This is a genomic window from Bradyrhizobium sp. USDA 4451 (assembly GCF_054822585.1).
On the sequence record NZ_JBTRCH010000001.1, the window covers coordinates 3,825,381 to 3,847,922 of the forward strand.

A 22,542-nucleotide genomic window follows, 5' to 3' on the forward strand; every position below is an offset into this window, starting at 1 on the left:
TGCGAGACCAATGACCTTCGACCACGACATCAAGGCGACCGTTCGCACCATCCCGGACTACCCGAAGAAAGGCATCCTGTTTCGCGACATCACGACCCTGCTCGCGGATGCCCGCGCCTTCCGCCGGGCGGTCGATGAGCTGGTGCACCCCTGGGCGGGCGCGAAGGTCGACAAGGTCGCGGGCATCGAGGCCCGCGGCTTCATCCTCGGCGGTGCGGTGGCGCATCAGCTCTCCGCCGGCTTCGTGCCGATCCGCAAGAAGGGCAAGCTGCCGCATACCACGGTGCGGATCGCCTATTCGCTGGAATACGGCATCGACGAGATGGAGATGCACGCCGACGCCGTGCAGCCCGGCGAGCGCGTGATCCTGGTCGACGATTTGATCGCGACCGGCGGCACCGCGGAGGGCGCGGTGAAGCTGCTGCGCCAGATCGGCGCCAATGTGGTCGCCGCCTGCTTCATCATCGACCTGCCCGATCTCGGCGGCGCCGCCAAGCTGCGTGCGATGGACGTTCCCGTGCGCACGTTGATGGCGTTCGAGGGGCATTAGACGCTCCTTCCACTCGTCGTCCCTGCGAAAGCAGGGACCCATAACCACGAATGTCAGTTATGAAGCCGGCTGCGGCCCCAGCTTTCGCCAAACGCGCGGCTGTGGTTATGGGTCCCGGCTCGCGCTTCGCTTGGCCGGCATTCATCCCCGTTGCAACAGCACGCTCAATTCGAGATCCCGGAACGTCGTGTAATTCTTCCGGATCCACTGATGCAGCTCGGTCGATGAATCCTTCTCCTGGCGCAGATAGCCGGTGAAGGAGAAATTCAGCCGGTCGATATAGGTCTTCAGGAACACCGGCAGCGCGCGGAAGCGCAGCACCCGGCTCGCGGTCATGACCGGCGGCAGCTCGCCGCGCACCACGAATTCATTGTCGATGACGACGAGCCCGTTCGGCGGGATCATGCCGGCCAGCGTCTGGTAGCCGCGCACCGAGGCACGGTCAGTGTCGGCGACGTACAGGATGACCGGCGCGACGTGGCGGCGCAGCGCCTCCTTCATCAGCCCGATCTGGTCGCACATTTTGAAGAATTCGTCGAAGGCGTGGTAGCCGAGGTCGATCACCTTGGCGACACCGTCATTGACGATGACGCGGTCCATCAGCTGCATCTTGCCGTAGGTGTCGATCACATCCGCAGTTTCGGTGACCCGCGGCAGATAGTCGAGCAGCGACGGCTCCTTCAGGTTGATGTCGTAGCAGACCACATCGCCGTTCTTGAGCAGCAGGAATTCGCCGAGCAGCCGCGCGATCAGCGTCTTGCCGACCTGCGGGCGGGGCGAGCAGATGATGTAAACGGGCGTGGAGGACATCGCCCGCTATATCAGGCCAAATTTTCGTCTAATCCAGCCCCATCGCTGTCCCCGAGGCGCGATTTTTCGCTGCCGGGCGCGACTTTTTCGTTGCCCCCGGGCGCGACTTTTCGCTGCCCTGGCAGCGACTATTTTTCGCCCTTGGCCGACTTGGCGCCGACCAGGTCGGTCAGCTTGATCCGGTCGTACTCGCTCCAGACATTGGCGAGCCAGTGCCGGACATAGCCGCGCAGCACGAAGGAGTAGTTGGCGGCGTCGTCGTTGATGCCCTTGTTGGCGACGAATTTCAGGAACGGGACCGAGGAGACCTCGACCTGCTCGTAAGCCATTTCGTTGAGCTTGGGGATCGTGAGGTCGGTCGCATCCTTGATGCGGTGGAAGTAGGAATTGTAGGTCGCCTGGTCCCACTGGAAGAACTGGGTGTCGTTGATGAAGTTCTTCACCAGGAAGTACTTCGCGCCGCCCATGAAGCCGGCGGTCTCGGCGATTTCGTCCAGCGAGGCGATCGACGGGCCGAGGATATGGAACACGGCGAAGGTGATCTGGCCGGAGCGTGCCGCGTCGAGGAATCCGATGTCGCGCAGCGAGGCCAGCGCGGGCGACAGCAGGCCGGCGCGGACGTCGATCACGGTGACCGCGGGCCCCGAGTTCAGCGTATCGAAGATCTTCATCTGGTCCGCGGTCGTCGTCATGTCGACGATCTCGGTGATGTCGGGGTGGAAGCGCTTCAGCGTGCCGCGCGGCGATTCGGTGTCGAACGCCCGGGTCTGCACATTGTTGGCACTGAAATAGTCCAGGAGCGTCCGCGAGACGGTGGTCTTGCCGACCCCGCCCTTGTCAGCGCCCACCACGATCACAACCGGCTTTGCCATGGAAATCCCTTGAAAGCGCGCTCCCGACCGCGATGGCGATCGGCAAGTCCCCACACTGCTTTGGGCGCGAACATGGCAGAAACGAGGGAGAATTCAATTCCTGAAGGTGTCCGCAATCGGTTTGGTGGGGATTTCCTTAATGGACTGAGGTGCCTAGCGTGCAATCAGCGATGCCGGCCCCAAGGTCCTTGAAGCGGTCCCTGAAGCGGCTCGAATGGTCCCTGTGCGGGGCCTGTGCCCGGCAGCGGCGGCGGGGCGTTCGGTTGCGCGGGCGGCACGTCGCCCCACGGGCCATGGGTCACCGGCGGAGGCTGGCCGCCCGGTGCCGACGGTTGGTCCTGTGCCTGCGTCGCGTCCGACGTCTCATCCGGCAGCGCCAGCGGTCCGGGATCGTGGCCGCCGGCATATTTGACCAGGGCATCGACCCGGGACTTCACCGAGGGATGGGTGGCGAACAGGTCGGCAAAGCCCTCGCGCGGGTTGTCGACGCAAAGTTCCATCACGGCCGAGGTGGCGTCCGGTAGCTCGCCACGGTTCTCGATCTTGCGCAGCGCCGAGATCATCGCATCGGGGTTCTTGGTCAGCTCCACCGAGCCGGCATCGGCGAGGAATTCGCGCGACCGCGACAGCGCGAGCTTGACGACCTGCGACAGCAGCCAGGCCAGCACGATCAACGCGACCGCGATGATGATCACGACGATCGCGCCGCCGCCCGAGCCCTTGCTGTCGCGGTCCGAGGATGATGACGATCGGGAGGATGACGAGGACGACCAGCCGCCTCCGCCGCCGCTCGAGTTCCACGACAGGTTTGTGAACAGGCGGAAGAACAGCTCGCCGAAGAAGCCGACTACGCCGGCGATGATCACCGCGATCACCATCAGCTGCACGTCGCCGTTCTTGATATGGGTGAGCTCGTGGCCGAGCACGGCCTCGATCTCCTGATCGTTCAGTGCCTTCAACAGCCCGGTGGTGACCGTGACGGCGTATTGCCGCGGGTTCAGCCCGGTCGCGAACGCATTCAGCGCCGGGCTGTCCATCACCTTCAACTTCGGCATCGGGATGCCGCGCGAGATGCAGAGATTTTCCAAGAGATTGTAGAGCCGCGGCTGCTGCTGCCGTGTCACGCTCTCGCCGCCGGTGACGGCGTCGATCATCTTCTGGTGGAAGAAATAGGCGATCACGATCCAGGCCGCCGCCGCGATCGTCGCCCACGGGAACGCCGACATCAGGTCGCGCGAGGCTCGCGCCAGGTAGTAGTCGACCGTGCGGCCGCTATCGATCACCACCTCCGCAACCAGCGCGCCGGCATAGACCAGCACGTAGATCAGCAGGAACAGGCCGGCGAGCAGCAACATCGAACGAAACTTGTTCGATGCGATATGCGTGTAGAGACCATAGGCGGCCATGACGGAGCAGCCTCTCGCCGGCGCGCGTCGCGCCTCAGAACTTCACGCTCGGTGCCGCCTCGACCTCCGTGCGGCTGGCGCCGAGGTCGAAGAAATCCTTGCGGGTGAAACCGAACATGCCGGCGAACAGCGCAGCCGGCATCTGCTGGATGCCCGTGTTGTATTCCTGGACCGCGTTGTTGAAGAAGCGGCGGCTGGCAGCGATCTTGTTCTCGAGATCGGACAGCTCGGAGGCAAGCTGCTGGAAATTGGCGTTGGCCTTGAGGTCCGGATAGGCCTCCGACAGCGCGATCAGCCGGCCGAGCGCGCCGGAGAGCTGGTTCTCGGCCGCCGAGACCTGGGCCGGACCCTGCGCCGAGATCGCCGAATTGCGCGCCTTGATGACGTCGTCGAGCGTACCGCGCTCGTGCGCGGCATAGCCCTTCACGGTCTCGACCAGGTTCGGGATCAAATCGTGGCGCTGCTTGAGCTGCACGTCGATGTCGGCAAAGGCCTGGCTGACCCGCTGACCGAGCGCGACGAGGCGGTTGTAGGCGCCGAATGCAAACAGCACGAGAAGGACGATGACGCCGATAACGATCCAGCTGGTCGACATGACAGGGCAACTCCTGATGGACGAGACGGCGGCACCGTAGCCCAGGATCGGGGCGCAGGGCAGCCCGCCGCGAAAAGGTGGGCAAAGCGTTGGTCGGTGATGGACGCGAACGGGTTCAACACGTCGTCCCGGCGAAGGCCAGGAGGCCATACGCCCCGGCCCGTGGAAAGGGCACAAGCGGCGTCGCTTCACAATCGAGATCGGTGGCTATGGGTCCCGGCCTTCGCCCGGACGACCCGCAAGGGATGTCTCGACGGCATCGCCCCAGCGCCATCTGCGGGCGTGGGCGTAATCGGCCTTGGCGCGGCGCGGCACCCTGGTGACGACGACGCCCTCGGGCGTGCAGAGCTTGGCCGCAATCTCGACCTTGCCGACATCCGGCTGCGCCAGGACGCGCGACGGCCTGTTCTCAACGCGCGCGCGGCTTAGCGCGACATAGGCGAAGCGTTCGTCCTCGAACGGGGCGTCGGCGCCCTTGACCTGCCTATGCGCGCGCGAGCGTTGCAGGCGCTGCGAGAAATGGCACCAGTCCGGCGCAACCAGCGGACAGCCGCCGTCATGCGGGCAGGGGGCTGTGACATGCGCGCCGGCCGCGATCAACCGTGCGCGCAGCGCGATGATCCGCGCATAGCCCGCGGGCGTGCCGGGTTCGACGACCAGCAGCGTGTCGCGAGTCTTTGACCACAGCGCATCGGCCAGCGCCGTCCGCTCGGCGTCGCCGAGCTCGCCGATCATGTAGCTGGCGACGACGAGATCGACGGCATCGGCCTTGTCCAGCAAGGCGCGGGCCTGGCCGAGTTGATAGCTGATGTCGTGCAGGCGAACGCTGCCGCGAAATAGCCCCTCGGCCAGCGTCCGCAACGCGCCGTTGGCGTCGAGCAGGGTGAAACCCTTGAGCGACGTGAATGTCTCAGCTGCTGCCCAGGTCGCGGTTCCCGGGCCGGCGCCGACATCGAGCAGGCTCGTCGGCGCGAATTCCGGCCTGATCTCGGTCAGCGCATTGAGGCTCGCCACCACGGCGGCGTAGGTCGCCGGCATCCGCGCCAGCGCGTAAGCCAGCGCGTCGGTCTCGGTCCTGATCGTCGAGGAGCCGCCGCCGTCGCGGTAGGTCTGCGAGATCACCGCGGCGCGGCCGGCGGCGTCGCTGCGCGACTGGCCTTCGAGTTTTGCGTTGAGCGCGGCGCGCAGTTCGGCGGGAAGATCGGGTGACGTCATGGTTTGCCGTCATTTGACACGTCATTCCGGGGCGGCGAAGCCGAACCTCAGGTGCGCAATTGCGCACCGGGGAGTCTCGAGATTCCGGGTTCGGTGCTGCGCACCGCCCCGGAATGACGGCATGGTACCCTACGCCACGTTCTGGTCGAGGATATCGACGGCGCCCTGCAGGTCGACCGAGACCAGCTGCGACACGCCGCGCTCGGCCATGGTGACGCCGAACAGCCGGTTCATCCGCGCCATCGTGATCGGATTGTGCGTGATGATGATGAAGCGGGTGTCGGTCGAGCCGGTCATTTCGTGCAGCAGGGTGCAGAACCGTTCGACGTTGTGGTCGTCGAGCGGCGCGTCGACTTCGTCCAGCACGCAGATCGGCGACGGGTTGGTGAGGAACACCGCGAAGATCAGCGAGAGCGCGGTCAGCGCCTGCTCGCCGCCCGACAGCAGCGACAGCGTCTGCGGCTTCTTGCCTGGCGGCTTGGCGATGATCTCGAGGCCGGCCTCGAGCGGATCGTCGCTCTCGATCAGGTGCAGCGCGGCTTCGCCGCCGCCGAACAGCTCGGTGAACAGCCGCTTGAAGTGGTTGTTGACGGTCTCGAACGAGGTCAGCAGGCGCTCGCGCGCTTCGCGGTTGAGGCTCTGGATGCCCTGGCGCAGCCGCTTGATCGCCTCGACGAGGTCGTCGCGTTCGGTGGTCAGCGCGGTGTGCTGGGTCTCGACTTCCTTGAGCTCTTCCTCGGCGCGCAAATTGACGGCGCCGAGCCGCTCGCGGTCGCGGCGCAGCTTTTCAAGCTCTTCCTCGACCTGCGCGACCGGCGGCAGCTCCGCGCCGGGCTCGATCTCGGCCATGCCGACAACCGCGCTCGGCTCGACCTCGAGCATGTCATGGATCTCGCGCTCGATATCGGCGAGGCGGCGGCGGGTGCCTTCCATCCGCTCTTCGGCGCGGGCAGTGGCTTCACGAGACGAGGACAGCGCTTCGAGCGTGGCCTTGGCGACGCGATCGGTTTCCGCCATCGCGGCTTCCGCGGTCGCCAGCGCGTCGGCGGCGATGCGGCGATCGCCTTCGGCGTGATCGATCTCCGAGATCAGCGCACTGCGCTTCTCGGCGAACACTTCCGGCGCATTGGCCAGCTCCTCCCGCTCGGCCGACACCTCGGCGATGCGCGCCTCGATGGTCCCGACCTGCGAGGCGGCGCTGGTCTTGCGGTTCTGCCACTCATTGCGCTCAGCGAGGATCGCCTGCACGCGGCGGTCGGCCAGCTCGGCCTCGCGGGCGAGCGCCTGCGCCTCGGCGCGGACCTGCGCCGCGGCACGGCGCTGGTTGTCGATCTCGGAGCGAACCGCGGCGAGCTGGGCTTCGGTCTCCACGCCCGGCGGCAGTTCGGACAGCGCAGCGACCGCGCTCTCATGCGCGGCTTCGGCCTCGGCGCGATCGGCGGCGACACGGCTGTGCGCCTCGGTCAATGCCGATTTGCGGGCCGAGTGGCGGTTGATCTCGCGCTCGGTCGCGGCATGGCGCTCGCGCGCGGCGTCGGCCTCGCGGCGGGCGGCGCGCACGGCTTCGCGCGCGGCACCCTCGGCGGCGGACGCCGAGCGCAGTGCTTCTTCGGCCGTCTCCAGCGCCTGGCGCTTGGCGGCGGCATCGATGCGGGCCTGTTCCAGCTCATGCTCGATATCGACCAGGCGGGCGCGCTCGGCGAGCCGGCGCGCGGCGCCGGTCGGAGCATGCGCGTCGGCGACAAAGCCGTCCCAGCGCCAGACATCGCCTTCGAGCGACACCAGCCGCTGGCCGGTCTTCAGCTGCGACACCAGGTCTGCGCCGCGCTCCTTGGCCACCACGCCGATCTGGGCCAGGCGGCGCGCCAGCTCCGGCGGCGCCTGGACGTGATCCGCCAGCCGCTCGACACCGTCGGGCAGCGCCGGATCGCCTGCGGTTTCGCCGACATTGGTCCAGCGCATCGGCGCGGAGGAATCCACGGGCGCATCGAGGTCGTCGCCGAGCACGGCGCCGATCGCCTTTTCATAGCCCTTCGCGACCGTGATGCCGTCGATGATCGGCGGCCACAGATTCTTGGTCTCGCTGGTGACGAGCTTGGAGATGGTGCGGGCTTCGGTCTCCAGCCGCTGCACGCGCTTCTCGGCTTCGACCAGCGGATTGCGGGAGGATTCCAGCGTCTGCCGCGCGGCGGCGTGATGCGCCTCGCTCTCCTGCACCGCGGCCTCGGATTCGGCCAGCGTCTGCTGTGCCATGTCCATGGCGGCGGCGAGCGCATCGATGTCGCCGAGATTGCCGGTCTCCTGCGCGAGCTTGGATTCCTCGGCCTGGACGTTGGCGATCTCCTGGTCGAGCCGGGCCAGGCGGTCGCGATGGGTGCGGACGCCGGCTTCGAGCTGATTGCGTTTGGCGGTGAGGTCGGCGAGCTGCGTGGTCAGCTCGGAGAACTGGCGCTCGGTCGCGGCCAGGATCTCCTCGGCCTCGGCGACGCGCTCGTCGACGCCGGACCGCTTCTCGACCCGCGACTTGATCTCTTCCTTCAGCTCGGCGTCTTCGGTGTCGAGCCGTTGCAATGCGATGTCGGCGTCCGAGGTCTGCTGCTGCTCGCGCGCGATGTCCTGGGCGAACTGGGTCAGGCGGCGATCGAGCTCGCCGACGCGCTCCTTGGCGCGCTGCTCCTCGCGGTCGAGCATCTCGCGCGCATTGGTCAGACGCTGCAGGCCGGCGGCGGCGCGCGCCTCGGCGTCGCGCAGCGCGGGCAGTTCGGTGGCGCGGATCGCCTGGATGCGCGCGGCTTCCGCCTGATGCTGGGTGCGTTCCGCCATCTCGCGCACGGCGAGATCATGGGTGTGCGCGGCGTCGTTGACGTCGGCATTGGCCTCGATCCAGCGCAGATGGAACAGCATGGCCTCGGACTTGCGTACCTTGGCCGCGACCTCGCGGTAGCGGATCGCCTGGCGCGCCTGCTTCTTCAGGCCTTCCATCTGGCCGGTGAGCTGACCGATCACGTCTTCGACGCGGGTGAGGTTGGTTTCGGCCGCCTTCAGCCGCAGTTCCGCCTCATGGCGGCGGGCATGGAGGCCGGCGACGCCGGCGGCGTCTTCCAGCACGCGGCGGCGCTGCTCCGGCTTGGCCTGGATGATTTCGCCGATCTTGCCCTGGTGGACCAGCGCCGGCGAACGCGCGCCGGTGGCGGCGTCGGCGAACAGGATCTGCACGTCGCGGGCGCGCACATCGCGGCCATTGATGCGGTAGACCGAGCCGGCCTCGCGCTCGATGCGGCGGGAGATTTCCAAGAGCTGGCTGTCGTTGACAGCGGCCGGCGCCGATCGATCGGAATTGTCGATCGTCATCACGACTTCGGCGTGATTGCGCGCCGGGCGATTGCCGGATCCGGCGAAGATCACCGCATCCATGTCGGCGGCGCGCAGCGATTTGTGCGAGGTCTCGCCCATCGCCCAGCGCAGCGCTTCGACGAGATTGGATTTGCCGCAGCCGTTCGGTCCGACGACGCCGGTCAGGCCCGGCTCGATCATGAAATCGGTGGGTTCAACGAAAGACTTGAAACCGTGCAGGCGGAGGCGCGTGAGCTTCATGTACACAAATCTCGTTTGGCCGGGCGCGAATCTCCCTGCCGTGACAATACCATGGATGGCAATGTCGGTGTCTGGGTTGAATAGCTGCGTGCAGCTCTCATGAGCGGCGACAATGGCGATGCCTGTGCGTCAGGGCAACCGCTTGACCAAGCTTTTCCCAAGGGATTTACGAGGGATTTGCAGGGGTTTCATGGCCTCTGCATGTCCTCGGGGATTCGCATCATGCGAATCGGGTTTTCAACAACGAAATAACGCGACGGTCGCACGCCGCGATCGCAAATCATCCACAATTATCGTGCCGCGAATCGGAAGCCGGGCACGACGACGTCGGCTCAAGACGCACGCGATCAGCTCTTCAGCAGCGGATCGATGTGCTTGCTGAACTCCTCGAACGAGGTCTCGCCCTTCAGCATCTCGCCATTGACGAAGAAGGTCGGTGTCGAGTTCACCTTCAGCACGTCGTTGGCGTACTTCTGGTCGGCGGCGATCTTGTCGAGCAGCTTCTGATCCTTCAGGCAGTCCTCGACCTGCTGCTGGCTGAGGCCGGCCTGCTTGCCGATCCGCGTCAGCGTCTCGGTGGTGTTCTTGACCACCCAGTCGTTCTGCTGGCGGAACAGGAGGTCGATCACGGCGAAGAATTTGGGCGCGTCGTCCTTGGCGATGCAGCGCGCCAGCATCGAGCCGGCGGCGGCCTTGATGTCGAGCGGGAATTCACGGAACACGTAACGGACCTTGCCGCTGTCGATGTAGGTCGACTTGATCTTCGGGAACACGGTCTCGTTGAAATTGGCGCAGTGCGGGCAGGTCATCGAGGCGTATTCGACGATGGTCACCTTGGCGTCCTGCGGGCCGAGGCCCATGTCCGGCAGCGACTGCGGCTTGGCGACCTCGGCTGCGGTCTGCGCGAACGCCTCAGAGATCAGGCGCAGCGGCGACAGCCCGGCGAGGGCGGCAAGCCCGGTCAGCGAGAGAGCGGTGGTGAAAGCGCGGCGCGTGATGATCAAGGTCAGCTCCCGGATTGGCGCATGCACGCCGGAATGAAGGGTCCCGAAAAAGAAGCCTTCGCTAGCTTGAAACCACCATTGTGGCAATGCCGCGGTCTCGCGGCCGCCCCTACGAAAAGCGTCAATTTCGCTTGATCGTGGCACCCAGCCGGGCCAGCGCCGCGCGCAGATCGGCGTCCTCGACGGCTTCCAGGTTTGCCGCCTCCCGGGCGACGATTTTGGCGTCGGGCGGGCGCGGCCGCGCCGGGCGGCTGCGGCGCGACAGCGGGGCCTGGCGGATCGTCAGGCGGCCGACCGCGTGCCAGCCGAAGAAGCGGTTCACCCGCTCCAGGATGACGTCGGAGGAATGCTGGATCTCCAGCGCCATCGGCCCCTCGACCCGCAGCACCAGGGTGGCCGGCTCCTGCGGCTGCCCCTCCACCGGCCGCGGCCACTGGATCTTCATCGGCTCGCAATAGGGCGCGATCCGGTCGCCCGCGATCTCGGCCCAGCGCGTCACCAGTTCGCGCGCGGCAAAGCCCTGCTTGGCATAGGCGTCCTTGAAGACGTCGCTGAGCAGGATCGACAGGGGCTTTTGCGCTGATCGGGCCGGGTTTGGACATGGCAGGGTTATAGTGCGGCGGCGACGCGGCTGAAACCTCGTTCATCATTGTGGCCCGCGCTTTCGTCCCCGCAAAAGAAAGACGTGGATGCCCGGGTCAAGCCCGGGCATGACGTGGCGAGATTTGCCTTAAGATACGTCCATGAGCTCTCGCGCGGCCGCCAAAACCAAATCGACCGACCAGGAAACCGACCGCCCGGCGCGGCTGCTGGCCTGGTATGACCGGCACCGCCGGCAGCTGCCGTGGCGCGCGGCGGCGGGGGAGCTCGCCGATCCCTACCGCGTGTGGCTGTCGGAGATCATGCTGCAGCAGACCACGGTGCGGGCGGTCGGGCCTTATTTCGAGAAATTCGTGTCGCGCTGGCCCGATGTGACCGCGCTCGGCCGCGCCTCGCTCGACGATGTGCTCAGGATGTGGGCCGGGCTCGGCTATTATTCGCGGGCGCGCAATTTGCACGCCTGCGCGGTCGCGGTGCTGAGCGAGCACGGCGGGGCCTTTCCGGACACCGAGGACGGCCTGCGCCGGCTGCCCGGCATCGGGCCGTACACGGCGGCGGCGATCGCGGCGATCGCTTTCGACCGCCGCACCATGCCGGTCGACGGCAATATCGAGCGCGTGGTCAGCCGGCTCTACGCCATCGAAGAGGCGCTGCCGCAGGCCAAGCCGCTGATCAAGGAGATGGCGGCGACCTTGCTCGGTCCCTCCCGCGCCGGCGACGAGACCTCTCGCGCCGGCGACAGCGCGCAGGCGCTGATGGACCTCGGCGCCACCATCTGCACGCCGAAGAAGCCGGCCTGTGCATTGTGTCCGCTGAATGACGATTGCGCGGCGCGCGTCCGCGGCGATCAGGAGACGTTCCCGCGCAAGGCACCGAAGAAGAGCGGCACCTTGCGCCGCGGCGCCGCCTTCGTGGTGACGCGCGGCGGCGAGCTCCTGGTGCGCTCGCGCCCGGACAAGGGCCTGCTCGGCGGCATGACCGAGGTGCCGGGATCGGAGTGGCTTGCCGGGCAGGAGGATGCCGCCGCGCTGGCGCAGGCGCCGGAACTCAAGGGCGTCACCCGCTGGCACCGCAAGGCGGGCGTCGTGACCCACGTGTTCACGCATTTCCCGCTCGAGCTCGTCGTCTATGCCGCCAGCGTTGCGCCGCGGACCCGCGCGCCGGACGGCATGCGCTGGGTGCCGGTGGCGACGCTCGACGGCGAGGCGTTTCCGAATTTGATGCGCAAGGTGGTCGCCCACGGGCTCAATCTCTAGGACATGACGACCTGCTGACACCATGCTGGCAGCAGCGCTCCGCTACGACCTACGGAACAACGGAGGCCGCCATGATCGCAACCGCCCTCGACCGCAGCGCGATGCCGCCCGTCGCCAAGCTGCTCGGCTGGCGCGTGGTCGATGCGCGTCCGCAGCAGGGTTGGATCAGGATCGTGTTCGACGGCAAGCCGGATTTTTGCAATCCGGCCGGCTTCATCCAGGGCGGCATGCTGTCTTCGATGCTCGACGACACGATGGGCCCGGCGGCATTCGTGATGACCGAGGGCCGGCTGTTCACCACGACGATCACGATGACCGTGAACTTTCTCGCGCCCGCGAAGCCCGGGCCGATCACCGGCGAAGCGACCGTGACGCAGCTCGGCAAGACCATCGCGTTTGTCGAGGGCCGGCTGGCCTCTGAAGATGGCGCGCTGCTCGCGACGGCGAGCAGCAGCATCCGCCTCGTTGAAGCGTCGCGGGCGCTGCGCTGATCCCACTTGCGCCCAACCTAACCCGTCATCCTGAGGAGGCCGCAGCGCGGCCGTCTCGAAGGGGCGACGGCCCCACTGGTGGCCGTGCATCCTTCGAGACGCGCTACGCGCTCCTCAGGATCGGGTAGAGAGTTGCGTCAGCCCGCCCGCTGCACGATCGGCGGCTTGGCGTTCAGGCCCTCGACCTGGAAGCCGGCGACGCGCTTGTAGTTGGCGGCGATGTCTTCCAGCTCCTGCTGCGACAGCACCTCGGTGACGACGCCGAAGCCGTTGGGCGCGCGCTCCTCGACCAGTTGCATCACCTGTTCCGGGCCGTTGCGGCGGTTCAGCATCACGAGATCGGTGGTCGCCGGCCGCCGCTCGGCCTCATAGGCGGACAGCGCCGCCTGCGTCGGGCCATGCGCCAAGATCTCGCGCGTCAGCGTGCGCGCATCCAGGATCGCCTGCGAGGCGCCGTTGGAACCGATCGGGTACATCGGGTGCGCGGCATCGCCGATCAGCGTGACGCGGCCGAAGGTCCATTGCGGGATCGGGTCGCGATCGACCAGCGGATATTCATAGGCATGCGGACAGTTCCGGATCAGGCCGGGCACGTCGAGCCAGTCGAAATTCCAGCTCTCGAACCACGGCAGGAACTCGTCGAGCCGGGCGGTGCGGTTATAGTCCTCGCGACGCCATTGATAGGTCGGCGGCATGTGCCGCTCGGCGACCCAGTTGATGTCGAACTTGCCGTCCGGGCCGGCCTCTTTCGAGATCGGATAGCAGACGAATTTCAGGACCTCGTGGCCGGCCATGATCATGGTGCGGCCGGTCAGGAAGGAGTTCGCCCGCGTGATGCCGCGCCACAGGATGCGGCCGTTCCAGAGCGGCGGCCCCTCCTGCGGATAGAGTTTTTCGCGCACCGCCGAATGGATGCCGTCGGCCGCGACCAGCACCGCGCCGTCATAGCTGCCGGCGGGCCTGCCGGTCGCCTTGTCGATGAACTCGGCGCGGACGCCGTCCGCGGTCTCGGTCCAGCCGGTGAGGTGGTGGCTGGTCAGGATGTTCGCAGCACCCAGCCGTTCGGTCGCGGCATCGAGCAGCAGCTGTTGCAGCCGGCCGCGATGGATCGAGAATTGCGGCCATTTGTAGCCGGCTTCGAGCCCGCGCGGCTCGCTCCAGATCGGCTTGCCGTGCTTGGAGAAATAGGCGAGCTCGCGGGTCCGCACGGCGGATGCGTCGAGCACGTCGTGCAGGCCGAGTTCGATCAATTCGCGCACCGCATGCGGCAGCACGTTGATGCCGACCCCGAGCGGCCGTAGCTCCGGCACGCTTTCGAACACGCGGCAGGGCACGCCGATCTGGTGCAGGCTGAGTGCCAGCGTCAGCCCGCCAATTCCGCCACCTGCAATGAGCACCGTCATGAAAAGCCCCTCTCGATTGGCCATGGTCATCGCATGGCGGCGGTGCCGCGGGCAAGGTCCGGTCCGCGGCACGGTGCGGGGTGGACGGCGAGGGGGGCTGCCGCTAACGTCCGCTGCATCTCATAAAAAGCGAGGGCCGGGTTCGCAACGGACCGACAAGGCCCGCAGAGGACATCGACATGTTCAAGCTCTATACCGCCCCCGGCACCTGTGCGCTCGCCTCCCACATCGCGCTGGCTGAGGCCGGTGCGCCCTACACGGTCGAGCGGCTCGATTTCAAGGTCAACCAGCAGAACAGCCCGGAATATCTCAAGATCAATCCGAAGGGCCGCGTGCCGTCGCTGGTGACCGACCGCGGCGTGCTGACCGAAACCCCGGCGATGCTGGCCTACATCGCGCAGACCCATCCGCAGGCGAAGCTCGCGCCGCTCGACGACGCCTTCGAGTTCGCCAGGCTGCAGGCCTTCAATTCCTATCTCTGCTCGACGGTGCATGTCTGCCACGCCCACAAGATGCGCGGCGCGCGCTGGGCGACCCAGGAGACGTCATTCGCCGACATGAAGTCGATGGTCCCGAAGACCATGGGCGCCTGCTTCGACCTGATCGAGCGCGACATGCTCAAGGGACCGTGGGTGATGGGCGAGAGCTACACCGTGGGCGATGCCTATCTCTACACGCTCACCCTCTGGCTCGACGGCGACGGCGTCGACATCGCGACCCTGCCCAAGGTGAAGGCGCATCGCGCGGCGATGGAGAGCCGCCCTGCGGTGCAGAAGGTGCTGGCGGAGGTGAAGGCGTAAGGCACCAAAAACTCGGTGTCGCAAAAGTTCGATGTCGTCCCGGCCAAGCGAAGCGCGAGCCGGGACCCATAACCGCAAATCGCAATTGTCGTGCTACGCTGGGGCCGCTGCCGTCTTCATCACTAGCGGCGGTGGTTATGGGTCCCTGCTTTCGCAGGGACGACTGTTGGATGGACCCGGGCTAGGCCTTCCTTGTCTCCAGCTCGCGTCCCGTCTCCAGCATCAGCCTGCGCAGCCAGATCGAGCCCGGATCCATCTGGGCCCGGGTCGGATAGAACATGTGCTGCTCGTCGATCCCGGGATCGAGCGGCGGGGTCACGATCATCAGCGACAATTGCTTCGCCAGCGCCGCGATCAGCCGGCGCGGCACGAAGGCGACGAGGTCGGTGCGCGCGGTGACGTGCAGTGCCTCGATATAGCCCGGCACCACCAGCGCGATCCGCCGTTCGATGCCCTTGGCGCGCAGCCAGGTGTCGATCAGATCCTCGTTGTGGCCGCGGATGATCACGGCGACATGGCGCGCGGCGAGGAACGCCTCGCGCTTCCGCAGCTTCGCCCCGGCGGGGTGGCCGCGCCGCACCGCGAGCGCGTCGATGTCGGTGTAGAGCCGCTGGCGGTGAAAGCCCTTGAAGGAATTGCCGATCGAGATCACGAGATCGATGGTGCGGGCGAAGTCCGGCGTGAAGATCGTGGAGCTCCGCCACGGCACCACGTCGATGGTGACGTGAGGCGCGAGCCGCGTCACCTTCTCCATCAGCGGCGGCATCAACAGCTCGACCGCGAGGTCGGGCATCATCAGGCGGAAATGCCGCTCGCTGCGGGTGGCGTCGAAATCGTCCGCCACGAACAGCGTGCGCACCTGATCGAGCGCCTGTGCCAGCGGCGAGCGCAGCGCCTGCGCCCGCGGCGTCAGCTCCATCCGCGCGCCGTTGCGCACCAGCAAGGGATCGCCGATCAGGTCGCGCAGCCGCTGCAGCGCATGGCTGGTCGCCGGCTGCGACAGGTTGAGCCGCAGCGCGGCGCGGCTGACGCTGCCGTCGCGCAGCAGCGCGTCGAGCGCGACCAGCAGATTGAGGTCAAGCGAATTCAAATTCATCAGGTGAATATATATCATATCACCTATCGATTGGAAGAATGGCTGGCTGCGCCGCAGGATTGGAAGGCAAGGCGATCTCACGCGAAGCGGACACTGCTTCGCGTGCGGAACGCTGCACGTCAAAGCCAACCCATCGCTAAAGGAGACGCGCCATGAGCGCAGCCGACAACAAGAAACTGGTGCAGGAGATGTTCGTGATCGCGGGCAGCCCCGATCCCGCGGTGCGCGAGAAATCGCTGTTCATGGCAACGCTTGCCGACGACGCGACATGGACCGTGACCGGGCAATATTCCTGGTCGCGCACTTTCACCGGCAAGCCATCGATCATGACCGATCTGCACGGCCATGTCCGCTCCAGGCTGGTCGAGCGCGGCCGCACCGTCGCGCATCGCATCATCGCCGACGGCGACATCGTCGTGGTCGAGGCCAAGGGCAACAACCTCACCAAGGAAGGTCAGCGTTACGACAACGATTATTGCCTGGTGTTCCGCTTCGACGGCGGCAGGATCAAGGAGGTGAGGGAATATTGCGACTCGGTGCTGACTGAGAAGGCCCTCGGTCCGTTTCCGGCCGCTGAGGTTCGCGCCGCGGGTTGAAACACCAACGGTTGCACTCGCAGCGGCGTGGACCTGGTTCAGGCAGTGGCGTGAGAACCGGCGCGCATGGCGGCAACTCGCCACCATGAGCGAGCGCGAACTGCAGGATATCGGCGTCTGCCGTGCCGATATCTGCCATCGTCGCAGTGACGACAAGCGCAGGCCGTACTGGCCGCCGTAACAAGAACTCTCGTCAAGATTCCGGGTTCACGCGCGTTGCGCGTGCCCCGGAATGACGACCTGCGTCAGGCCACCTTGTTCTTGAGGTGACCGAACATGATGTCGCGCGCCGCGTCATCCATCTCGGCCTTGAAGGTGTGCTTGTCCTTCAGCGCGAGCGCACGCGCCGCCGCCGGCCGCGCCGAGATCTCGTCGACCAGCCGCTTGACGTTCGGGTATTTGGCGTAGCCTTCCTCGCCGAGGATGAAGGTCGCCATCCGCGCCCAGCCCCAGAACGCCATGTCGACGATGGTGTAGCTGTCGCCGACCATGTAGCGCGATTTGGCCAGGTGATCGTCGAGGATCTTGTAGTGACGATGCGCCTCGTACTGGTAGCGGTTGTTGGCGTAGTCGAGGTCCTTCGGCGCGAAATGCTTGAAATGCACGGCCTGGCCCGAATACGGGCCGAGCCCGGTCGCGATGAACATCAGCCAGGACAGCGTCGCGGCGCGGTTGGCCGGGGTGTTGGCGGGCAGGAACTTGCCGTGCTCCTCGGCGAGGTAGAGCAGGATGGCGTTCGAGTCGAACACCTGCACGCCGTCATCGTCGATCGCCGGCACCTTGCCGTTCGGGTTGACCTTGAGGAATTCCGGCGCGAACTGCTCGCCCTTGCGGGTGTCGACCGGGATCGCCTCGAACGGCAGGCCGGATTCTTCCAGGAACAGGGCGACCTTGGTCGGGTTCGGCGCGCCATTGAAATAGAATTTGATCATGAAGGGACTCCCTTGATTCTTGTGACCGGCGGGATCGGGACGCGGCGGGGGAACGCCGCACGGCCCCTCATGCGCAAACTTCGCTGCGATGCGCAAGCGACGAGTTTGTGAATCAGGGTCGCGTGGCGCGCTGGTCAGCGGGCCGCGTTCAAGAGGGGGCGTCATCTCTCTATCTGTCATTCCGGGGCGCCGCGAAGCGGCGAGCCCGGAATCCATTAGGCCGCGGAGCTTGCGGCGCAATGGATTCCGGACTCGCGCTGCGCGCGCCCCGGAATGACAGGGAGAGAGGCGGAAGCGTCGGACAGGTCTCGCTTCCGCCTTCTGTTCGCCGCTAGATCTATCCTGCGGTCGCAATGACGGAGAGATCTCAGCCCACCGCCATCTCGGAGCGGATCTCGGCGCGCAGTTCGTCGATCAGCTTGAGGCCGTTCTTGGTCTCGACGTGCCAGAAGGTCCAGCCGTTGCAGGCGCCGGAGCCTTGCGCCACCGCGCCGATGCGGTGGATCGAGCCGACCTTGTCGCCGAGCATGATGGCGCCGTCGGCGCGCACCAGGGCGCCGTGGCGTTTCTTGGCGTCGACCAGTCTGGCGCCGGGTACGATCATGCCGCGCTCGATCAGCTCGGAGAAGGCGACGCGCGGCGCCTCGCGCGCGGTCATGAACGGCGCCAGCGTCGCCTCCGGCAGCGGCTCGATCGCGGCGATGCGGGCTTCGGCGGCGGCGGCATAGGTCCGGTCGCGCTCGAAGCCGATATAGTTGCGGCCGAGACGCTTGGCGACGGCGCCAGTGGTGCCGGTGCCGTTGAACGGATCGATCACGAGATCGCCCACCTTCGACGACGACAGCAGCACGCGGGCAAGTAGTTGCTCGGGCTTCTGGGTCGGATGCACTTTCTTGCCGTCATCGCCCTTCAGGCGCTCCTCGCCGGTGCACAGCGGGATCAGCCAGTCGGAGCGCGCCTGGACGTCCTCATTGGAGGCCTTCAGCGCTTCATAATTGAAGGTGTAGCCCTTGGCCTTCTCGTCGCGCGCGGCCCAGATCATGGTCTCGTGCGCGTTGGTGAAGCGGCGGCCGCGGAAGTTCGGCATCGGATTGGACTTGCGCCACACGATGTCGTTCAGGAGCCAGAAGCCGAGGTCCTGCATGATGGCGCCGACGCGGAAGATATTGTGATAGGAGCCGATCACCCACAGCGTGGCCGACGGCTTCATCACGCGGCGGCAGGCCAAAAGCCAGGCGCGGGTGAAATCGTCATAGGCGGCGAACGAGGAGAACTTGTCCCAATCGTCGTTGACGGCATCGACATGCGATTCGTCGGGACGCTTGAGATCGCCCTTGAGCTGCAGATTGTAGGGAGGATCCGCGAACACCAGGTCGACCGAGCCGGCCTGAAGCTTCGACAACTCGGCCACGCAATCGCCAATGACGATGTGGCTCGACGGGGCACTCTCAAATTTAGTGCGGGGCGCCCTTGCAGACGCCCCGCGACGCGACACTACCATGACTCAAGAACTCTGACTCAGGCGACGCTGTCGGCGACGCGGGACTAAACAACCGACTGGCGTCACATTGACCCGGCAAAGTAAAAATCGACTTAATTGGAAATCTTCATGCAAAAGATTGCAGCATCTTTTGAATGGCGTGGCGCACGGCCGTCGGCGTTGTGCTGCAACATCAGCGCGTTCGGCGAAAAGTTTTGCCGATCATCAAACCGGCACGATTCAGCCGGTAGATTCGGCCTCATTCGCAGCCGGTTGCACCGCGAGCGATGCGCGTCTTCCGGACTAGGCAATTATTGCCGGGCAGGATATTGATTAACAGAATGGAAATTTTAAGTTGGTGTGTCCCACGTTGGGTCGCCGACTGGAATGAAGGGAAACCGCCATGCGCTATGATGATTTCCGCCGCAGCGACGACATCGAAGACCGTCGCGACGACAGCGGCGGAGGCGGAGGTGGCGGCGGCTTCGGCATTCCGATGGGCGGCGGAGGCGGGCTCGGCATCGGCACTGTCATCGTGCTCGGCCTGCTTGGCTACGCCTTCGGCATCGATCCGCGCATTCTGATCGGCGGCGCCGAGATTCTCACCGGCGGCGGCCAGGCGCCGACCTATCAGACCGACCGGCAGGCGTCGGGCGGCCAGGTCAAGCGTGGCGCCCCGACCGACGAGATGGGCAGCATGATATCAGGCATCCTGGGTGAGATCGACGATCGCTGGAGCGAGATCTTCCAGGCTTCGGGCCAGAGCTACACCGGTCCGAAGATCGTGCTGTTCCGCAACGCCACCAATGGCGGCCGCTGCGGCATGGCGCAGTCGGCGATGGGGCCGTTCTACTGCCCGCCGGACAAGACCATCTTCCTCGACACCGGCTTCTTCCGCGAGGTCGAGACCCGCTTCCGCGGCTGCTCCGGCAACGCCTGCAAATTCACCGCGGCCTATATCATCGCGCATGAGGCCGGCCATCACATCCAGAACCTGCTCGGCATCATCCCGCGCGTGAACCGGCTGCAGCAGCAGGCCGGCAGCAAGGCCGAAGCCAACGCATTGCAGGTCAAGGTCGAGCTGCAGGCCGATTGTCTCTCCGGCGTCTGGGTCAATCGCGAGGAGAAGAAGCGGCCGGGCTTCCTCGAGGCCGGCGACATCGACGCCGCGCTGACCACGGCGAACGCGATCGGCGACGACACGCTGCAGCGGCAGGCGACGGGCAGGGTGGTGCCGGATTCCTTCACCCACGGCTCCGCCGCGCAGCGCAAGCAGTGGTTCATGACCGGCTATCAGCAGGGTACCGTGCAGGCCTGCAACACGTTCGGCGGTGGATAGCTGCCGATCGCCGGCGGGGCGAGGGGCAATGGTGCTCCGCTAGCAATGGCGTCATCCGGAGGTGCTCGCCTCTTGGCGAGCCTCGAAGGGTGACGGAGCCCGTGGCCCATCCTTCGAGGCGCGCTGCGCGCGCACCTCAGGATGACGTCAGTGTATGAGGTACACGATGTCTTCGATTGACGAGACCAAAACCTTCGTCCCGCTCAACATCGCGGTGCTGACGATCTCCGACACCCGCTCGCTGGCGGATGACAAGTCGGGCACCACGCTGGCCGACCGGCTCACCGCCGCCGGTCACACGCTCGCGGCGCGCGAGATCGTCACCGACGATGTCGAGGCGATCCGTGCGGTGATCCGGCGCTGGATCGCGGACGCGGGCGTCGATGCCGTGATCACGACCGGCGGCACCGGCTTCACCGGCCGCGACGTGACGCCGGAGGCGGTCGAGCCGCTGTTCGAGAAGCGGATGGACGGCTTCTCGATCGCCTTCCACATGCTGAGCCACGCCAAGATCGGCGCATCGACGATTCAGAGCCGCGCCACCGCGGGCGTTGCCGGCGCGACCTTCATCTTCTGCCTGCCCGGCTCGCCCGGCGCCTGCCGCGACGGCTGGGACGGCATTCTGGCCGCGCAGCTCGACTACCGCACGCGGCCCTGCAATTTCGTCGAGATCATGCCGCGGCTCGATGAGCATCTGCGCCGTCCGAAGGCGAAGGGCGCGAGCGCGTAGCGATTCTCTCCCCGTCATTCCGGGGCATCGCGCAGCGATGAGCCCGGAATCCATCGGGCCACATAACCTGCGGCAAAATGGATTCCGGGCTCGCGCTGCGCGCGCCCCGGAATGACGGCAGGGCATGAGGCGAGCCTACAGCTCCAGCTCCCAGGTCTCGCCGAGCAGATCGACACCAAAGCTGTGGTGCTTCTCTTCCCTCACCTTGTGGAATCCGGCGCGGGCGTAGATGCCGCGCGCGGCGACCAGAATGCTCTGGGTCCATAGCGTCATCTTCTTGTAACCCATCTCGCGGGCGGCGCGGATGCATTGCTCGACCAGCGCGCGACCGACGCCAAGTCCGCGCGCCTCCTCCTCGACCAGCAACAGCCGCAGCTTGGCGACCCGGTCGCCGCCATTGACCAGGAAGATCGAGCCGGCCGGCTCGCCATCGACCTCGGCGATCCAGCAATGCTCGCGGGCCGGATCGAACGACCGGATGAATTGCGCGCAGATCTCGGCCACCAGTGCCTCGTAGCTGATGTCCCAGCCATATTCGTCTGCATAGGCGCGTCCCTGCCGCGAAATGACCCAGCCGATGTCGCCGACGCGATGGCTGCGCAGCAGGAAGCCGGCCGGCTTGTTCGCCGGCGGCTCCATCGCGCGCTCGATCGTGCCCATCGCGCGCACCACGGCGGCGCGGCGCTTGCCGTCGATCCGCTTCAACAGAGCGCCGACCTCGCTGCGCGAGCGGCGCTCGAGGTCCGCGGCAGCGGTGCGGCCCTTGGCGGTGAGCGCCACCTGATTGACCCGCCGGTCGGCCCTCGACGGTTTGCGTGTCAAGATCTGACGGCGTTGCAGCGCCGCCAGCATGCGGCTGACGAAGCCGGGATCGAGGTCGAGATCGCGCACCAGATCGGTCGCGATGCAGTCGGGGCGATGCGCGAGCTCGTAGATGATGCGGGCTTCCTGCAGCGTGAACGGGGAATGCAGCAGCTTGGGCTCGATGATGCCGAGCTTGCGGGTATAGAACCGGCTGAAGCCGCGCACCGCGGCGACCTGGCTCGCAAGGGAGCCGTCCTGGGAATTTGATTTCATCAAACAGATTATTTGACGCAATCAAATAAATCGCAAGAGCCGTCCGCGAGGCGCTACGCCACCATGATCCGGCTGCGCAGCATGGTGCGGGAGGAACGGCCGAGCCGGCGCAGCAGCCGCGCCTCGGAGCGGCGGGCATCGGGCCGGTAGCCGCCGATCCGTTCATAATGCTCGCGCGCGATCAGGAGGCCCTGTTCGGCCGAGGGCCCGGTGATCATGCGGGCGACGAATTTGAGGCCGTCGCGCAGGCCGGGGTCGGTGTAGGGCGCGCGGGCGTAGCGGAAGATGCCGGCGCGGTCCTTGCCGCTGGCCGCCACCATCTGGATGAACTGGGTGGTCTCCTCGATCCAGCCGGCATCGAGCACCGCGCCCGGATGCAGGAACATCAGCCAGGGCGAGCGGGCCTGCTTCGCACCGGCGGCCAGCGCCGCGGCGCGCGTGCCCTCGAACCGCAGGAAGCCGCAGCCGGCCACGTCGGCGACGCGCTCCATCACGTCGCTATTGGTGCGGTCGACCAGCAGCACCTCGCGGACGACGCCGGCGGCCGCGCCCGGCACCAGCGCCGCCAATGTGGCGACCGCGGTGCGCTCGATGCCGTCGGTTGGAATGATCACGCTCAGCATGATTTGAGGCTTCGGTGGCTCAAACGGTTCAAGAAACTCCGGCCGTGTTATCACCTTGTCATATTCAAAGCAG

The 22,542-nt window shown here is 66.4% G+C and carries 21 protein-coding genes and 1 pseudogene; 8 read left to right on the plus strand and 14 right to left on the minus strand.

The annotated features are described in order from the left end of the window. Window positions 1-10 precede the first annotated feature (10 nt). Complete coding sequence (locus tag ACVMB0_RS17665) at window positions 11-550, plus strand: adenine phosphoribosyltransferase (RefSeq protein WP_074131621.1); 540 nt, start codon at window positions 11-13, stop codon at window positions 548-550. Window positions 551-691: 141 nt separating this feature from the next. Here the strand turns inward: ACVMB0_RS17665 and ACVMB0_RS17670 are convergent, their stop codons facing one another. The 8 genes and pseudogenes from ACVMB0_RS17670 to ACVMB0_RS17705 form a co-directional block, all read right to left on the minus strand. Then, window positions 692-1,360 (minus strand): P-loop NTPase family protein, encoded by a 669-nt coding sequence (locus tag ACVMB0_RS17670; protein ID WP_456749644.1) that lies wholly within the window; start codon window positions 1,358-1,360, stop codon window positions 692-694. Window positions 1,361-1,488: 128 nt separating this feature from the next. Continuing rightward, window positions 1,489-2,232 carry a P-loop NTPase family protein gene (locus ACVMB0_RS17675; protein ID WP_021076032.1) on the minus strand — a complete coding sequence of 248 codons (744 nt, stop codon included), beginning with the start codon at window positions 2,230-2,232 and terminating at the stop codon, window positions 1,489-1,491. A 164-nt stretch (window positions 2,233-2,396) separates the two neighbouring features. Further along, a complete protein-coding gene (locus ACVMB0_RS17680; protein WP_461347112.1) occupies window positions 2,397-3,638 on the minus strand; it encodes a M48 family metallopeptidase in 1,242 nt (413 codons plus the stop codon). Window positions 3,639-3,672: 34 nt separating this feature from the next. Beyond that, window positions 3,673-4,233, minus strand: coding sequence for a LemA family protein (locus ACVMB0_RS17685; protein ID WP_092124555.1), 561 nt, complete (start codon window positions 4,231-4,233; stop codon window positions 3,673-3,675). A 207-nt stretch (window positions 4,234-4,440) separates the two neighbouring features. Continuing rightward, entirely contained in the window at window positions 4,441-5,448 is a 1,008-nt protein-coding gene (locus ACVMB0_RS17690; RefSeq protein ID WP_461347113.1) for a small ribosomal subunit Rsm22 family protein, read from the minus strand. Between the two features lie 129 nt (window positions 5,449-5,577). Beyond that, entirely contained in the window at window positions 5,578-9,042 is a 3,465-nt protein-coding gene (gene smc, locus ACVMB0_RS17695; RefSeq protein WP_461347114.1) for a chromosome segregation protein SMC, read from the minus strand. 347 nt (window positions 9,043-9,389) lie between these two features. Beyond that, window positions 9,390-10,046 carry a DsbA family protein gene (locus ACVMB0_RS17700; protein WP_456749640.1) on the minus strand — a complete coding sequence of 219 codons (657 nt, stop codon included), beginning with the start codon at window positions 10,044-10,046 and terminating at the stop codon, window positions 9,390-9,392. A 121-nt stretch (window positions 10,047-10,167) separates the two neighbouring features. Beyond that, a pseudogene (locus ACVMB0_RS17705) lies at window positions 10,168-10,648 on the minus strand (DUF721 domain-containing protein). Window positions 10,649-10,789: 141 nt separating this feature from the next. Between ACVMB0_RS17705 and mutY the strand changes: the two are divergent. Next, window positions 10,790-11,902: an A/G-specific adenine glycosylase gene (mutY, locus tag ACVMB0_RS17710; protein ID WP_461347115.1), complete on the plus strand. Its 1,113-nt coding sequence runs from the start codon at window positions 10,790-10,792 to the stop codon at window positions 11,900-11,902. A 71-nt stretch (window positions 11,903-11,973) separates the two neighbouring features. After that, on the plus strand, window positions 11,974-12,393 hold the full coding sequence (locus tag ACVMB0_RS17715; protein WP_461347116.1) for a PaaI family thioesterase: 420 nt from the start codon (window positions 11,974-11,976) through the stop codon (window positions 12,391-12,393). Window positions 12,394-12,530: 137 nt separating this feature from the next. Here the strand turns inward: ACVMB0_RS17715 and ACVMB0_RS17720 are convergent, their stop codons facing one another. Next, window positions 12,531-13,796 carry a flavin-dependent oxidoreductase gene (locus ACVMB0_RS17720; RefSeq protein WP_461347117.1) on the minus strand — a complete coding sequence of 422 codons (1,266 nt, stop codon included), beginning with the start codon at window positions 13,794-13,796 and terminating at the stop codon, window positions 12,531-12,533. Between the two features lie 179 nt (window positions 13,797-13,975). Between ACVMB0_RS17720 and ACVMB0_RS17725 the strand changes: the two genes are divergently transcribed. After that, complete coding sequence (locus ACVMB0_RS17725; protein ID WP_461347118.1) at window positions 13,976-14,596, plus strand: glutathione S-transferase family protein; 621 nt, start codon at window positions 13,976-13,978, stop codon at window positions 14,594-14,596. Window positions 14,597-14,777: 181 nt separating this feature from the next. On the opposite strand, the gene ACVMB0_RS17730 is transcribed toward ACVMB0_RS17725, so the two are convergent. Continuing rightward, complete coding sequence (locus ACVMB0_RS17730) at window positions 14,778-15,692, minus strand: LysR family transcriptional regulator (RefSeq protein ID WP_456798757.1); 915 nt, start codon at window positions 15,690-15,692, stop codon at window positions 14,778-14,780. A gap of 152 nt (window positions 15,693-15,844) precedes the next feature. Here ACVMB0_RS17730 and ACVMB0_RS17735 point away from each other — a divergent pair, with 152 nt between their 5' ends. Together ACVMB0_RS17735 and ACVMB0_RS17740 are read left to right on the plus strand one after the other, a co-directional pair. After that, a complete protein-coding gene (locus ACVMB0_RS17735) occupies window positions 15,845-16,288 on the plus strand; it encodes a nuclear transport factor 2 family protein (protein WP_456749634.1) in 444 nt (147 codons plus the stop codon). After that, the gene (locus ACVMB0_RS17740; protein WP_461349675.1) at window positions 16,266-16,469 is read left to right on the plus strand and encodes a DUF1127 domain-containing protein; all 204 of its coding nucleotides are present in this window, start codon (window positions 16,266-16,268) and stop codon (window positions 16,467-16,469) included. Before ACVMB0_RS17735 ends, ACVMB0_RS17740 begins: the two co-directional genes overlap by 23 nt. Window positions 16,470-16,533: 64 nt before the next feature. Here the strand turns inward: ACVMB0_RS17740 and ACVMB0_RS17745 are convergent, their stop codons facing one another. Together ACVMB0_RS17745 and ACVMB0_RS17750 are read right to left on the minus strand one after the other, a co-directional pair. Then, complete coding sequence (locus ACVMB0_RS17745) at window positions 16,534-17,220, minus strand: glutathione S-transferase family protein (RefSeq protein WP_456749633.1); 687 nt, start codon at window positions 17,218-17,220, stop codon at window positions 16,534-16,536. Between the two features lie 367 nt (window positions 17,221-17,587). Further along, window positions 17,588-18,721, minus strand: a complete 1,134-nt coding sequence (locus tag ACVMB0_RS17750) for a site-specific DNA-methyltransferase (RefSeq protein ID WP_456749632.1) — start codon at window positions 18,719-18,721, stop codon at window positions 17,588-17,590. A 382-nt stretch (window positions 18,722-19,103) separates the two neighbouring features. Here ACVMB0_RS17750 and ypfJ point away from each other — a divergent pair, with 382 nt between their 5' ends. Both ypfJ and moaB read left to right on the plus strand, forming a co-directional pair. Next, a complete protein-coding gene (gene ypfJ / locus ACVMB0_RS17755) occupies window positions 19,104-20,039 on the plus strand; it encodes a KPN_02809 family neutral zinc metallopeptidase (protein ID WP_461347119.1) in 936 nt (311 codons plus the stop codon). Window positions 20,040-20,205: 166 nt separating this feature from the next. Continuing rightward, window positions 20,206-20,769: a molybdenum cofactor biosynthesis protein B gene (moaB, locus tag ACVMB0_RS17760; protein WP_461347120.1), complete on the plus strand. Its 564-nt coding sequence runs from the start codon at window positions 20,206-20,208 to the stop codon at window positions 20,767-20,769. Between the two features lie 135 nt (window positions 20,770-20,904). On the opposite strand, the gene ACVMB0_RS17765 is transcribed toward moaB, so the two are convergent. Then, on the minus strand, window positions 20,905-21,846 hold the full coding sequence (locus ACVMB0_RS17765; protein WP_461347121.1) for a bifunctional helix-turn-helix transcriptional regulator/GNAT family N-acetyltransferase: 942 nt from the start codon (window positions 21,844-21,846) through the stop codon (window positions 20,905-20,907). 53 nt (window positions 21,847-21,899) lie between these two features. Further along, a complete protein-coding gene (locus ACVMB0_RS17770; RefSeq protein ID WP_456749628.1) occupies window positions 21,900-22,469 on the minus strand; it encodes a glycosyltransferase family protein in 570 nt (189 codons plus the stop codon). Window positions 22,470-22,542 lie beyond the last annotated feature (73 nt).

Bases quoted from the DNA above. Each gene is read 5' to 3' on its own strand.
- ACVMB0_RS17665 (WP_074131621.1), top strand. From the start codon at position 11: ATGACCTTCGACCACGACATCAAGGCGACCGTTCGCACCATCCCGGAC.
- ACVMB0_RS17670 (WP_456749644.1), bottom strand. From the start codon at position 1,360: ATGTCCTCCACGCCCGTTTACATCATCTGCTCGCCCCGCCCGCAGGTC.
- ACVMB0_RS17675 (WP_021076032.1), bottom strand. From the start codon at position 2,232: ATGGCAAAGCCGGTTGTGATCGTGGTGGGCGCTGACAAGGGCGGGGTC.
- ACVMB0_RS17680 (WP_461347112.1), bottom strand. From the start codon at position 3,638: ATGGCCGCCTATGGTCTCTACACGCATATCGCATCGAACAAGTTTCGT.
- ACVMB0_RS17685 (WP_092124555.1), bottom strand. From the start codon at position 4,233: ATGTCGACCAGCTGGATCGTTATCGGCGTCATCGTCCTTCTCGTGCTG.
- ACVMB0_RS17690 (WP_461347113.1), bottom strand. From the start codon at position 5,448: ATGACGTCACCCGATCTTCCCGCCGAACTGCGCGCCGCGCTCAACGCA.
- smc (WP_461347114.1), bottom strand. From the start codon at position 9,042: ATGAAGCTCACGCGCCTCCGCCTGCACGGTTTCAAGTCTTTCGTTGAA.
- mutY (WP_461347115.1), top strand. From the start codon at position 10,790: ATGAGCTCTCGCGCGGCCGCCAAAACCAAATCGACCGACCAGGAAACC.
- ACVMB0_RS17715 (WP_461347116.1), top strand. From the start codon at position 11,974: ATGATCGCAACCGCCCTCGACCGCAGCGCGATGCCGCCCGTCGCCAAG.
- ACVMB0_RS17720 (WP_461347117.1), bottom strand. From the start codon at position 13,796: ATGACGGTGCTCATTGCAGGTGGCGGAATTGGCGGGCTGACGCTGGCA.
- ACVMB0_RS17725 (WP_461347118.1), top strand. From the start codon at position 13,976: ATGTTCAAGCTCTATACCGCCCCCGGCACCTGTGCGCTCGCCTCCCAC.
- ACVMB0_RS17730 (WP_456798757.1), bottom strand. From the start codon at position 15,692: ATGAATTTGAATTCGCTTGACCTCAATCTGCTGGTCGCGCTCGACGCG.
- ACVMB0_RS17735 (WP_456749634.1), top strand. From the start codon at position 15,845: ATGAGCGCAGCCGACAACAAGAAACTGGTGCAGGAGATGTTCGTGATC.
- ACVMB0_RS17745 (WP_456749633.1), bottom strand. From the start codon at position 17,220: ATGATCAAATTCTATTTCAATGGCGCGCCGAACCCGACCAAGGTCGCC.
- ACVMB0_RS17750 (WP_456749632.1), bottom strand. From the start codon at position 18,721: ATGGTAGTGTCGCGTCGCGGGGCGTCTGCAAGGGCGCCCCGCACTAAA.
- ypfJ (WP_461347119.1), top strand. From the start codon at position 19,104: ATGCGCTATGATGATTTCCGCCGCAGCGACGACATCGAAGACCGTCGC.
- moaB (WP_461347120.1), top strand. From the start codon at position 20,206: ATGTCTTCGATTGACGAGACCAAAACCTTCGTCCCGCTCAACATCGCG.
- ACVMB0_RS17765 (WP_461347121.1), bottom strand. From the start codon at position 21,846: ATGAAATCAAATTCCCAGGACGGCTCCCTTGCGAGCCAGGTCGCCGCG.
- ACVMB0_RS17770 (WP_456749628.1), bottom strand. From the start codon at position 22,469: ATGCTGAGCGTGATCATTCCAACCGACGGCATCGAGCGCACCGCGGTC.